Origin of the sequence: Pseudomonas sp. NFACC45 (assembly GCF_900113505.1) — a bacterium.
Lineage (GTDB): Bacteria > Pseudomonadota > Gammaproteobacteria > Pseudomonadales > Pseudomonadaceae > Aquipseudomonas > Aquipseudomonas tehranensis.
This window is the reverse complement of sequence record NZ_FOPO01000007.1, coordinates 125,752-137,577: the sequence shown is the minus strand read 5'-3', so window position 1 is coordinate 137,577 and position 11,826 is coordinate 125,752. Positions and strand designations below refer to the sequence as shown.

12 protein-coding genes are annotated in these 11,826 nt (G+C 58.4%); 2 read left to right on the top strand and 10 right to left on the bottom strand.

Annotated features, from left to right (window positions below; genetic code table 11):
• Positions 1-505 precede the first annotated feature (505 nt).
• The 7 genes from BM132_RS14805 to rplM form a co-directional block, all read right to left on the bottom strand.
• Positions 506-919, bottom strand: coding sequence for a ClpXP protease specificity-enhancing factor (locus tag BM132_RS14805; RefSeq protein ID WP_092393812.1), 414 nt, complete (start codon positions 917-919; stop codon positions 506-508).
• A 16-nt stretch (positions 920-935) separates the two neighbouring features.
• Complete coding sequence (locus tag BM132_RS14800) at positions 936-1,553, bottom strand: glutathione S-transferase N-terminal domain-containing protein (RefSeq protein ID WP_092393815.1); 618 nt, start codon at positions 1,551-1,553, stop codon at positions 936-938.
• 149 nt (positions 1,554-1,702) lie between these two features.
• Positions 1,703-2,485, bottom strand: a complete 783-nt coding sequence (locus BM132_RS14795) for a cytochrome c1 (RefSeq protein WP_092393818.1) — start codon at positions 2,483-2,485, stop codon at positions 1,703-1,705.
• Positions 2,485-3,696 (bottom strand): cytochrome b, encoded by a 1,212-nt coding sequence (locus tag BM132_RS14790; protein WP_092393821.1) that lies wholly within the window; start codon positions 3,694-3,696, stop codon positions 2,485-2,487. The genes BM132_RS14795 and BM132_RS14790 overlap by 1 nt, the downstream gene beginning before the upstream one ends.
• Entirely contained in the window at positions 3,696-4,289 is a 594-nt protein-coding gene (petA, locus tag BM132_RS14785) for a ubiquinol-cytochrome c reductase iron-sulfur subunit (protein WP_092393824.1), read from the bottom strand. The genes BM132_RS14790 and petA overlap by 1 nt, the downstream gene beginning before the upstream one ends.
• Before the next feature lie 257 nt (positions 4,290-4,546).
• Positions 4,547-4,939, bottom strand: a complete 393-nt coding sequence (gene rpsI, locus BM132_RS14780) for a 30S ribosomal protein S9 (RefSeq protein WP_003205364.1) — start codon at positions 4,937-4,939, stop codon at positions 4,547-4,549.
• 14 nt (positions 4,940-4,953) lie between these two features.
• A complete protein-coding gene (gene rplM / locus BM132_RS14775; protein ID WP_003205365.1) occupies positions 4,954-5,382 on the bottom strand; it encodes a 50S ribosomal protein L13 in 429 nt (142 codons plus the stop codon).
• 245 nt (positions 5,383-5,627) lie between these two features.
• Here rplM and BM132_RS14770 point away from each other — a divergent pair, with 245 nt between their 5' ends.
• Positions 5,628-6,668, top strand: coding sequence for an NADP(H)-dependent aldo-keto reductase (locus BM132_RS14770; RefSeq protein ID WP_092456253.1), 1,041 nt, complete (start codon positions 5,628-5,630; stop codon positions 6,666-6,668).
• 132 nt (positions 6,669-6,800) lie between these two features.
• Here the strand turns inward: BM132_RS14770 and BM132_RS14765 are convergent, their stop codons facing one another.
• Positions 6,801-7,937, bottom strand: a complete 1,137-nt coding sequence (locus tag BM132_RS14765; RefSeq protein ID WP_092456250.1) for an acyl-CoA dehydrogenase family protein — start codon at positions 7,935-7,937, stop codon at positions 6,801-6,803.
• A 245-nt stretch (positions 7,938-8,182) separates the two neighbouring features.
• Between BM132_RS14765 and BM132_RS14760 the strand changes: the two genes are divergently transcribed.
• Complete coding sequence (locus BM132_RS14760; RefSeq protein WP_177218180.1) at positions 8,183-9,079, top strand: GlxA family transcriptional regulator; 897 nt, start codon at positions 8,183-8,185, stop codon at positions 9,077-9,079.
• Positions 9,080-9,268: 189 nt separating this feature from the next.
• On the opposite strand, the gene zapE is transcribed toward BM132_RS14760, so the two are convergent.
• Entirely contained in the window at positions 9,269-10,363 is a 1,095-nt protein-coding gene (gene zapE / locus BM132_RS14755) for a cell division protein ZapE (protein WP_092456244.1), read from the bottom strand.
• Between the two features lie 100 nt (positions 10,364-10,463).
• Positions 10,464-11,819 carry a tryptophan--tRNA ligase gene (locus BM132_RS14750; protein WP_092456241.1) on the bottom strand — a complete coding sequence of 452 codons (1,356 nt, stop codon included), beginning with the start codon at positions 11,817-11,819 and terminating at the stop codon, positions 10,464-10,466.
• Between the last annotated feature and the right edge of the window lie 7 nt (positions 11,820-11,826).

Below are 11,826 nucleotides of genomic sequence, written 5' to 3'. Positions count from 1 at the left end.
TGCTCTTGCTCCTGCTCTTGCTCCTGCTCTTGCTCTTGCTCTTGCTCTTGATCTCGACGCCCCGTTAAACCACGCTGGCCGAACGCAGGCATTGCGTAGTGGGCAACCCGGCATGGATGCCGGGTTAGCCGCGCTGGGCCATGGATGGCCCTTCGCGGCGGCCCACGGAGCAATGCCGGAGTGAGGGCATGCCGAGCCTTAGCGAGGCACCTAGTGGTGGGGCATGAGCGTTTTGGTTACTTTTCGCCGGGCCGCGTAGGCTTTTCAAAAGTGACCCGCCGTAAGGGCGGAACCCTAAGCAGCCATTACCGCAGAAACGGATATACACACCAATCCACCAGTGAATACAGCCAAAAAAAATGCCCATATCTCACGACACAGGCATTTTCCTTAGCGAACAGCGAACAGCGAACAGCGAACAGCGAACAGCGAACAGCGAACAGCGAACAGCGAACAGCGAACAGCGAACAGCGAACAGCGAACAGCGAACAGATTACCTGCTCCGCTACTTCACCACCTTAAGACTAGGCCGACCGCTAGGCCGCGGCGGCTCGTCATCCGGTGGCGGCAAATCATCATCCGGCTCAAGCTCGTCTTCACCATCCAACGGCACTTCCAACTCAAACACCATACCCTGGCCATTCTCCCGAGCATAAATCCCCAGGATCGAGGCAATAGGCACGTACAGAGTATGCGGCACACCCCCGAAGCGCCCTTCAAAGCTGACCGCATCATTATCCATGTGCAAGTGACGCACGGCGGCCGGTGATACGTTCAAGACTATTTGCCCATCGTTGGCAAAACCCTGCGGCACCTGCACCGACGGATACTCGGCGTTAACCAGCATATGTGGGGTGCAATCGTTGTCCACAATCCACTCATAGAGCGCGCGGACCAGATAAGGTCGACTGGAGTTCATAGCGGCTCCCTAAGCCTTAGCGCATGTCACGTTCGACACCAGACAGACTCGCCTGGAATGCCTCACGCGCAAATTGGCGCTCCATATAATCAAGCAACGGCTTGGCAGGCCGCGGCAGTTCAATACCCAGAATCGGCAAACGCCAGAGTATTGGCAATAGGCAGCAATCCACCAGGCTTTGTTCCTCACTGAGGAAGAATGGCTTGTCGGTGAACAGCGGCGATACGCCAGTCAGGCTTTCGCGCAACTCTTTGCGCGCCACGACCCGCGCAGGCTCCTTGGTTCGTGAATCCAGGATCAGGTCCACCAACCCGCACCAGTCGCGCTGGATGCGATGGATCAGCAAACGGCTGTTGGCTCGCGCAACAGGATACACCGGCAGTAAAGGCGGATGCGGGTAACGCTCATCCAGGTATTCCATCACCACTGTCGACTCCCACAATGCCAGGTCACGATCGACCAGCGTGGGCAGGCTGCCGTAAGGGTTCACTTCGATCAGCTTCGGCGGCTGACGGCCCGCTTCGACGTAAATGATCTCGGCGCTGACACCCTTCTCTGCCAGTACGATACGTACCCGGTGGGAATAGTGGTCGGCGGGGTCGGAGTAACAGGCCAACCGATTGGTCACGCCCATGGCGATCCTCCTCGCTTGTTGAAATTATCGAAAAACGGAAAAACGAGCGCGCCCAAAGGGCGCCTCCCGTAACACCCGGCTGACCAGGTTCGTTACATCCAGAGACGCCCTTGGGCGCGCACGATTAACAGCAACGGTTTACAGCTTTATCAATGCACGTCTTTCCAGTATTCACGCTTGAGCAGGTAAGCGAATACGAAGAAGAACGCCAAATACAGCAACACATAAGTACCGATGCGCTGATGCTCCAGCTTCACCGGGTTGGCCGAATAGGCCAGGAAGGTCACCAGATTCTTGACCTTCTCGTCGAACTGCTCTTCAGTCAGGCTGCCGGTGTTCGGCAGCACGGTCAACTGATCGCAGGCTTCATGAGTCAAAGCCGTGCCGGTCAGCGGATCGTATTGCTTCTTGCCGTCCTCGACGATTTGAACCTGTTTGCAGCCTACCACCTGACGACCCTGCAGGCCGACCAGAACGTTTGGCATACCGACGTTCGGGAAGACCTTGTTGTTCACGCCCCAAGGACGCGCAGGATCTTCATAGAACGAACGCAGGTAACCGTAGAGCCAGTCGGTGCCACGCACGCGCGCCACCAGAGTCAGGTCGGGCGGCGCAGCCCCGAACCAGGACTTGGCGTCTGTCGGCTGCATGCCGATGTTCATGTGATCGCCCAGCTTGGCGCCAGTGAACACCAGCTTCTCGAGCATCAGCTCATGGGGAATGCCCAGGTCATCCGCTACACGCTCGTAACGCTGGAACTTGGCGCTGTGGCAGCCCATGCAGTAGTTGGCGAAGGTACGTGCGCCGTCCTGCATGGCAGCTTTGTCGGAAACGTCGATGTCGACCTTTTCCAGCTCGGGCCCACCGGATGCGGACGCAAAGGACAGGACAGGCATAGCAGCAAGAATCAGTACAGAAAATAGCTTTTTCATCAGCCAGTCACCCTTTCCGGAACCGGTTTGGTCTTCTCGAGCCTGGTGTAGAACGGCATCAGAATGAAGTAGGCGAAGTACAGGAAGGTGCAGACCTGCGACAGCAGCGTCCGGCCCGGTGTTGGAGCGAGTACGCCCAGCACACCCAGGATCACGAACGAGATGCAGAACACCCAGAGCCAGATTTTGCTCAGCCAGCCTTTGTAGCGCATCGACTTGACTGGACTGCGGTCCAGCCACGGCAGGACGAACAACACGGCGATCGCCGCACCCATGGCGATGACGCCCAGCAGCTTGTCTGGAACCGCCCGCAAAATCGCGTAGAACGGAGTGAAGTACCAGACCGGAGCAATGTGCTCAGGGGTCTTGAAGGCGTTTGCCTGCTCGAAGTTAGGCTTCTCGAGGAAGTAACCACCCATCTCCGGGAAGAAGAACACGATGGAGCAGAAGATGAACAGGAATACCACCACGCCGACGATATCTTTGACGGTGTAGTACGGGTGGAAGGCGATGCCGTCCAGCGGTACACCGTTTTCGTCCTTGTGCTTCTTGATGTCCACGCCATCGGGGTTGTTCGAGCCGACTTCATGCAGCGCCAGGATATGCAGCACCACCAGGCCGAGGATCACGATCGGCAAGGCCACCACATGCAAGGCGAAGAAGCGGTTCAGGGTAATGCCCGAAATCAGGTAATCACCGCGAATCCACTGGGTCAGGTCATCGCCGATGACCGGGATTGCACCGAACAACGAGATGATCACCTGGGCGCCCCAGTAAGACATCTGGCCCCAAGGCAACAGGTAGCCCATGAACGCTTCAGCCATCAGCGCCAGGTAGATCAGCATACCGAACACCCACACCAGCTCCCGTGGTTTCTGGTACGAACCGTAGAGCAGACCACGGAACATATGCAGGTAAACCACGATGAAGAACGCCGAGGCGCCTGTGGAGTGCAGCAGACGCAGGATCGAGCCGTACTCGACGTCGCGCATGATGTATTCGACGGAGGCAAACGCTTCTTCCGCCGAAGGGGTGTAGCTCATGGTCAGCCAGACACCGGTGACGATCTGGTTGACCAGAACGAGCAGTGCCAGGGAGCCAAAGAAGTAGAAGAAGTTGAAGTTTTTTGGAGCGTAGTACTTGCTGAGATGGTCTTCCCACATTTTGGTCGCGGGAAAGCGCGCATCAACCCAATCCATGAATTTGCTCATCACGCTTTCTCCGTATCGACGCCAACGACAATGATGTCGTCGGTCTCATAGGAATGCGGGGGAACTGGCAGGTTCAAAGGTGCAGGCTGCGACTTGTAGACGCGACCGGCCAGGTCGTAGTGGGAGCCGTGGCAAGGGCAGAAATAACCACCGACCCAGTCCTTGCCCAAGTCGGCAGGGGCTACTTCAGGACGGAACGTTGGCGAGCAACCCAGGTGCGTGCAAATTCCGATCAGCAGCAGGACTTCCGGCTTGATCGAGCGCGTTTCGGGATTGACGTACTCCGGTTGGTCCGAGTTCTTGGAAGTGGGATCGGACAGTTGGCCCTCGATCTTTTTCAGATTCCCCAGGATCTCCTCCGTACGGCGGACGATGAATACCGGCTGACCGCGCCACTCAGCAATCATCTGCTGGCCTGGCTCGATTTTGCTGACATTCACTTTCACCGGTGCACCTGCAGCTTTCGCCTTGGCACTGGGAAACCATGACCCCACGAACGGGACCGCAGCCCCCACCGCTCCTGCAGCACCCACCACGGATGTGGCTGCTACCAGGAAGCGACGCCGGCCTGCATTCACGCCGTCATTGCTCATTCAGTCCTCTCCCATCAGCTTTGTGGCCTGTTAAATCAGGCGTCTACTAAGTAAAAATCTGAACTTATAAAAATTTTGCCGAATGGTAATGAAAAGCCCCAGTTCTGACAAGGTAATTACCAAGCGACCCAACCGCCAAGCCTTGCAGTATAGGGCCTTCGCGAATGTGGCAAGTTGTCACAGAGCAATTATTTCACCCATAAAAAAAACGCCCAGCTCCGTGAGGAACTGGGCGCCTTTTGAAAGCGGAAGCGAAATTAACGCTTCGAGTACTGCGGACGCTTACGCGCTTTACGCAGACCGACTTTCTTACGTTCAACTTCACGAGCATCGCGAGTTACGAAGCCGGCTTTGCGCAGTGCACCGCGCAGAGTTTCGTCGTAATCCATCAGGGCGCGAGTGATGCCGTGGCGGATTGCGCCAGCCTGACCACTTACACCACCACCGATAACAGTGACGTAGATGTCGAATTTTTCGACGGTCTCGGTCAGTTCCAGCGGCTGACGAACTACCATGCGGGCAGTTTCGCGGCCGAAGAAGTTATCCAGGGAGCGGTTGTTGATGGAGATGTTACCAGTGCCCGGACGCAGGAAAACGCGTGCGGTTGCAGTCTTGCGACGGCCAGTGCCGTAATTTTGAGTCGCCGACATAATGAACTATTCCGTTAAAACTTCAGTTCTTGGGGCTGCTGAGCAGTATGAGGGTGAGCAGCGCCCGCATAAACCTTCAGCTTACGATACATGTCGCGACCCAGTGGGTTTTTAGGCAGCATGCCTTTAACCGCGGTCTCGATCACGCGCTCAGGGGCTTTGGCGATCAGCTTTTCGAAGTTGATCGACTTGATGCCGCCAGGAAAACCGGAGTGGGAGTAGTACATTTTGTCAGTGGTTTTAGCGCCAGTAACACGTACTTGCTCAGCGTTGATCACTACGATGTAGTCACCGGTGTCGACGTGAGGGGTGTACTCAGGCTTGTGCTTGCCACGCAGACGGCTCGCGATTTCGGTGGCCAGACGACCCAGGGTCTGACCAGCAGCGTCGACGACAAACCAGTCGCGCTTTACTGTTTCCGGTTTAGCAGTAAAAGTTTTCATTCTTTATAGCCTCAGGGGCCGCCCTGTAAATTAGACGGCGGATCTTACTGAATAGTGCGTACTTTGACAAGTCAAAGGCAGCCGGATACAGACGCTTTCGGGGGCTCGGGTCGGCGCGTCCGTTCAACGGCAAGATTCTTCGGCGGCGGCGCATCACTTCCACTGCAGAAAGAGGTGCGCAATTATGCAGATTGCGAAAAATAATTCAACCTGCTTTTATGATTGTTTTGCCCAAGGAGTTCCCGATGGATTATCGCCAGCTAGGCCGTACCGATCTAAACGTGAGCGCCCTGTGCCTCGGAACCATGACCTGGGGTGAGCAAAACAGCGAGGCCGAGGCCTTCGCCCAGATCGAACGCGCCAAGGGTGCCGGGATCAATTTCATCGACACCGCCGAGATGTACCCGGTGCCGCCCAAGGCCGAGACCTACGCCACCACCGAACGCTACATCGGCAACTACTTCAAGCGCCGCGGCGACCGCGCGGACTGGATCCTGGCGAGCAAAATCGCAGGCCCCGGCAACACCATCGACTACATCCGCGACAAAAACCTCAAGCACAACCGCCGCCATATCGTCGAAGCGGTGGACGCCAGCCTCAAGCGCCTGCAGACCGACTGGATCGATCTCTACCAACTGCACTGGCCGGAACGCAGCACCAATTTCTTCGGCCAGTTGGGCTACCAGCACAAGGCCGATGAAGATTTCACCCCACTGGAAGAAACCCTCGAAGCCCTGGACGAGCAGGTCCGGGCCGGCAAGATCCGCCACATCGGCCTGTCCAACGAAACGCCGTGGGGCACCATGAAGTTCCTCGCCCTGGCCGAAGCCCGTGGCTGGCCTCGGGCAGTGTCGATCCAGAACCCCTACAACCTGCTCAACCGCAGTTTCGAGATCGGGCTTTCGGAAATCGCCATCCGTGAACAATGTGGCCTGCTGGCTTACTCGCCATTAGCGTTCGGTTTCCTGTCGGGCAAGTATGAAGGTGGCGCACGGCCAGCCAAGGGCCGCCTGACGCTCTACAGCCGCTTCACGCGCTATTTCAATCCACAATCGGAAGCGGCGTGCAGTCGTTATGTGGCCCTGGCTCGGGAACACGGCCTGGACCCGGCGCAGATGGCCCTGGCCTTCGTGACCCGGCAACCTTTCGTGACCAGCAATATCATCGGTGCCACGACCCTTGAGCAACTGGACAGCAACATCGAAAGCTTCGACCTGAAGCTGTCCGATGAAGTGCTGGCGGGGATCGAGGCGATTCACAAGGATCAGCCGAACCCGGCGCCTTGATCAATACATAGATCCAATCGCGAGCAGGCTCGCTCCCACATGGGCTCTGTGTCGATCACAATGGTGTGGTCAGACATAAAGCCAGTGTGGGAGCGAGCCTGCTCGCGATAGCGGCCTAACCGTCACACAACATCAAAGTGACCGCGCAATGATCTCCTTCATGATCTCATTGGTCCCGGCATAGATGCGCTGCACCCGCGCGTCGGCCCACGCCCGGGCGACCGGGTATTCCCACATGAACCCGTAGCCACCATGCAACTGCACGCATTCGTCGAGCACCTTGCACTGCAGGTCGGTGCCCCAGTACTTGGCCATCGCCGCCGTCGGCACGTCGAGCTTGCCTTGCAGATGCAGTTCCAGGCAGCGGTCGACGAAGACCCGACCAATCTGGATCTCGGTCGCCATTTCCGCCAGTTTGAACCGGGTGTTCTGGAAGTCCGCGATGGTTTTCCCGAAAGCCTTGCGTTCGCGGGTGTAGTCCAGCGTCCATTGCAACGCCGCTTCGGCTGACGCCAGGCCACCAATAGCAACCGTCAGGCGTTCCTGGGGCAGTTCCTGCATCAGGTAGGCAAAACCCATCCCAGCCTGCCCCAGCAGGTTTTCCTTGGGCACGCGAACATCCTGGAAGAACAGCTCCGAAGTGTCCTGAGCCTTCATCCCGACCTTCTCCAGGCGCTTGCCTTTTTCGAAGCCAGGCGTGCCCGCCTCCACCAGGAACAGACTGGTGCCCTTGGCGCCGGCCTTCGGATCGGTCTTGGCCACCACGATCACCAGGTCGGCCAGAAAGCCGTTGGTGATGAACGTCTTCGAGCCGTTGATGACATATTCATCGCCGTCCAGCACCGCCGTGGTCTTCACGCCCTGCAGGTCGGAACCGGCGCCCGGCTCGGTCATGGCGATGGCCGTGACCATCTCACCGGACACCAGTTTGGGCAGGTACTTGTGTTTCAGCGCTTCGCTGCCGTAGTGCAGGATGTAAGGCGCAACGATGTCGGAGTGCAGCGAGAAGCCGATGCCCGTCAGCCCCAGTCTGCCGATTTCTTCAATCACCACGGTACTGTAGAGAAAATCGGCATCCAGCCCGCCATAAGCCTCTGGCAGATGCGAGCACAACATCCCTGCCTCCCCCGCCTTGTTCCACAACTGACGATCCACATGCCCCTGTTTTTCCCACTGGCTGTGGTACGGCACCGCTTCTTTTTCGAGGAAGGTTCGTACGCTGTCGCGAAACAGTTCGTGCTCGGGACTGAACAGGGTTCTTGGGATCATGACGCACCTTTGCATTATTGTTCGATGGGGTTATCCAACAGAGCCTAAGCCTGCGAGGGATGACAGGACACTGGACACATCCGACAAAAAATAAGACGATCCAGCCGTCTGGTGACCACTTTCCCCTATAAAAATAAAGATCAACTATGTCCAAGCACATCTCCACGCCCTTGCGGCGCGTCAGCATCCTGGCTATCGACCGGGTTTTCGCTTCCACCCTCATGCAAGCCAAGGATTTTTTCCACCTGGCCAGCCTGCGCTACGGCAAACAACTGGGCTACGGCCTGACACCGGCGTTCGAAACCCGGCTGGTCAGCCCCGACGGCAAACCGGTGAACAGCTTCAGCGACGTGATCATGCCGGTGGACGGCGGCCTGGAAAATACCGATGTGATCATCCTCCCGGCCTTTTGGGATGATTTCGCCACCCTCTGCCAACGTTACCCACAGGTCCTGCCCTGGCTGCGGGAACAGCATGCCCGTGGTGCAGTGCTCTGCGGCGAGGCGACCGGGGTGTTCTGGCTGGCCGAGGCCGGGCTGCTCGATGGCAAGGAGGCCACCACGTACTGGCGGTTCTTCAACGCCTTCAAGGAGCGTTTCCCTCAGGTGCACCTGAACCAGGACAAGCACCTGACCGACGCCGACAACCTGTTCTGCGCCGGCGGCACGACCTCAGCCTGCGACCTCTATATCTACCTCATCGAACGGTTCTGCGGCGCCAACGTGGCCCAGGCCGTGGCACGAGACATTCTGTATGAAGTGCAGCGCAACTACTCACCGGGAAGAATCGGCTTCGGGGGCCAGAAACTGCATCAGGATGTGATCATCCTGCAGATCCAGCACTGGCTCGAAGAGCACTTCGCCGACAAGTTCCGCTTTGAGGACGTCGCCCGGGAGCACGGTATGAGCATCCGCAACTTCATGCGCCGCTTCCAGACCGCCACGGGGGACAAACCGCTGCATTACCTGCAACGGCTGCGGATAGAAACCGCCAAGGGCTTGTTGTCCGGCAGCCGCAAAAGCATCAAGACCATCAGCTATGAAGTCGGCTACGACGATGCGAGCTTCTTCGCCCGGCTGTTCCGCCAACATACCGAGCTGTCGCCGAACCAGTATCGACAGCAATTTCAGCAGGCGGCGTGAGCCAAGGGTTGAATACAGTCCAATGTGGGAGCGAGCCTGCTCGCGATAGCGGTGTGTCAGCCAGCATTGATGTTGACTGATACACCGCTATCGCGAGCAGGCTCGCTCCCACAGGGTTATGCGGTGCGCCGTTGATCTCGCACGCACAAAAAAGACCTGCAATCGCAGGCTTTTTTTATCCGAACCGAATTACGGCTTATGCGCCCGCGCCAGGAATTCGTGTGACTGCATTTCCAGCAAACGACTCAAGGTTCGCTGGAACTCAAAGGTCAGGCGACCGCCGGTGTACAGATCCTTGAGTTCGACTTCAGCCGAAATGATCAGCTTCACGTTACGGTCGTAGAACTCGTCGACCATGTTGATGAAGCGGCGGGCGATGTCGTCGGTGGTGACGCTCATTTGCTCCACGTTGCTGAGCAGTACCGCGTGGAAGATCTTGCCCAGCTCGATGTAGTCGTTCTGGCTACGAGGGCCATCGCACAGTTCACGGAAGTCGAACCAGGCCACGTCGTCACAAGTGCGAACGGCGCGGATCTCGCGATTCTCGATGACCAACACATCATTTTCGACCGCCTGGGTGCATTCCGGAGTCAGGGCACGGAAGCTCTTGCGCAGGCTTTCTTCAGCGGCGGCGTCCAGGGGAAAGTGAAACAGCTCCGCTTGCTCCAGGTGGCGCAGGCGATAGTCCACACCGCTGTCGACGTTGACGATGTCGGTGTGTTCCTTGATCAGCGCAATGGCCGGCAGGAAACGCGCGCGTTGCAGGCCGTCCTTGTAAAGGCCGTCCGGCACGATGTTCGAGGTGGCGACCAAGGTCACGCCGTTCTTGAACAATTCCTCCATCAAGGTGCCGAGAATCATGGCGTCGGTGATGTCGGACACAAAAAACTCATCGAAGCAGATCACCCGGGTCTCATCGGAGAAGCGCTTGGCGATGATGGTCAGCGGGTTCTTCTCGCCGCCCAGGGTCTTCATCTCTTCATGCACGCGCTTCATGAAGCGGTGGAAGTGCGTCCGTGTCTTCTCCTTGAACGGCAACGCCTCGAAGAAGGTGTCGACCAGGTAGGTTTTGCCACGGCCGACACCGCCCCAGAAGTACAGGCCCTTGACCGGCACCTGGTCCTTCTTGCCGAACAGTTTGCCCAACAAGCCCGGCTTGTTGTTCGACGCGGCGACCAGATCGTCGTACAGGCGCTGCAAATGCCGCACTGCCGTTTCCTGGGCTGCGTCGTGGAAGAACTCCGGGCGTTTCAGATCAGCTTGATATCGTTCTAGGGGCGTCATATTCGTTAGCAAGGCAACAAAAACGGGCCGTCACTGTAGCGACGGCCCGCGGGAATGGCAATCGGCCCTTATTCGAGCCGATGGTCGGAATCGCCCCGGCTCAGTCCTGAACCGGCGTCAGGGCCACGCGCAGAGCCTCGATGGCAGCATCCCGAGCGGCGCTGTCCGCAAAAGCCGGACTGTCGGCCACACATGCGCCGTCAAGCCAGACACTGAAGCTCAGCTCGTCGCTGCGCACGTCCAGTGGCTGGCCGGCTTGCAGTTGCTTGGTGACCTGGCCTGCGGTCTTGCCATCGGCAAAATTGCGCGACAACACCAATTGCTCGCCATCGGCGGCCAGCAGACGGAAGCGGAAACTGCCGTCGTCTTCGCGAAAACTGACGAAACGTGCAGCTTTGGCCGCTTTCTTTTTCGTGCTGGTCGCCACCTGTACCTGGCTGACAAACGAACGCAGGCCGACGGCTTCGCGCAGTTCGTTGAGGAAGGGTGTAGCCACGGCTCGGGCTTTTTTCGCGCCCAGTTGCAGGATGTCTTCTAGGTCCGCCGGGCGTTCGATCAACTGGTGATAACGTTCGCGGGACTCGCCCAGTTCACTGTCGAGCAACTGGAACAGGCGGTTCTTGGCTTCGCCCCAACCCAGGCCCTGCAGGAGTTCGCTACGAAACTCGGCGGACTGCGCCGGTGTGGCGAAGGCCTGAAACAAGGTGAACAGGTGGGCGTTGTCCGGATCCTTGGCTTCGCCCGGTGCGCGGGAGTCGGTGACGATCCGCGAGATCGCGTCCTTCATGTCCTTGGCGCTGCTGAACAACGGGATGGTGTTGTCGTAGCTCTTGGACATCTTGCGGCCATCAAGGCCCGGCAACGTGGCGACGCTCTCCTCGATCAGCGCCTCGGGCATGGTGAAAAACTCCTTGCCCTGGCCGAACAGATGGTTGAAGCGCTGGCCGATGTCGCGGGCCATTTCCACGTGCTGGATCTGGTCGCGACCGACCGGTACTTTATGGGCGTTGAACATCAGGATGTCCGCGGCCATCAGCACCGGGTAGCTGTACAGCCCCATGGTGATGCCGGCATCCGGGTCTTCACCGGCTTCGACGTTCTTGTCCACCGACGCCTTGTAGGCATGGGCGCGATTGAGCAGGCCCTTGGCGGCGACGCAGGTCAGCAGCCAGGTCAGTTCCGGGATCTCGGGAATGTCGGACTGGCGATAGAAGGTCACGCGGTCCACATCCAGGCCACCGGCCAGCCAGGTCGCGGCGATTTCCAGGCGCGAGCGCTGGATGCGCAGCGGGTCATCGCATTTGATCAGGGCGTGGTAGTCGGCCAGGAAATAGAACGAATCGGCGTTGCTGTCGCGGCTGGCGAGAATTGCCGGACGGATAGCGCCGGCGTAGTTGCCCAGGTGCGGGGTGCCGGTGGTGGTGATGCCGGTCAGGATGCGGGTACGAGTCGTCATGGGTTAT

Coding starts and splice junctions, on each gene's coding strand:
- BM132_RS14805 (WP_092393812.1), bottom strand. CDS start 919: ATGAACTCCAGTCGACCTTATCTGGTCCGCGCGCTCTATGAGTGGATT.
- BM132_RS14800 (WP_092393815.1), bottom strand. CDS start 1,553: ATGGGCGTGACCAATCGGTTGGCCTGTTACTCCGACCCCGCCGACCAC.
- BM132_RS14795 (WP_092393818.1), bottom strand. CDS start 2,485: ATGAAAAAGCTATTTTCTGTACTGATTCTTGCTGCTATGCCTGTCCTG.
- BM132_RS14790 (WP_092393821.1), bottom strand. CDS start 3,696: ATGAGCAAATTCATGGATTGGGTTGATGCGCGCTTTCCCGCGACCAAA.
- petA (WP_092393824.1), bottom strand. CDS start 4,289: ATGAGCAATGACGGCGTGAATGCAGGCCGGCGTCGCTTCCTGGTAGCA.
- rpsI (WP_003205364.1), bottom strand. CDS start 4,939: ATGTCGGCGACTCAAAATTACGGCACTGGCCGTCGCAAGACTGCAACC.
- rplM (WP_003205365.1), bottom strand. CDS start 5,382: ATGAAAACTTTTACTGCTAAACCGGAAACAGTAAAGCGCGACTGGTTT.
- BM132_RS14770 (WP_092456253.1), top strand. CDS start 5,628: ATGGATTATCGCCAGCTAGGCCGTACCGATCTAAACGTGAGCGCCCTG.
- BM132_RS14765 (WP_092456250.1), bottom strand. CDS start 7,937: ATGATCCCAAGAACCCTGTTCAGTCCCGAGCACGAACTGTTTCGCGAC.
- zapE (WP_092456244.1), bottom strand. CDS start 10,363: ATGACGCCCCTAGAACGATATCAAGCTGATCTGAAACGCCCGGAGTTC.
- BM132_RS14750 (WP_092456241.1), bottom strand. CDS start 11,819: ATGACGACTCGTACCCGCATCCTGACCGGCATCACCACCACCGGCACC.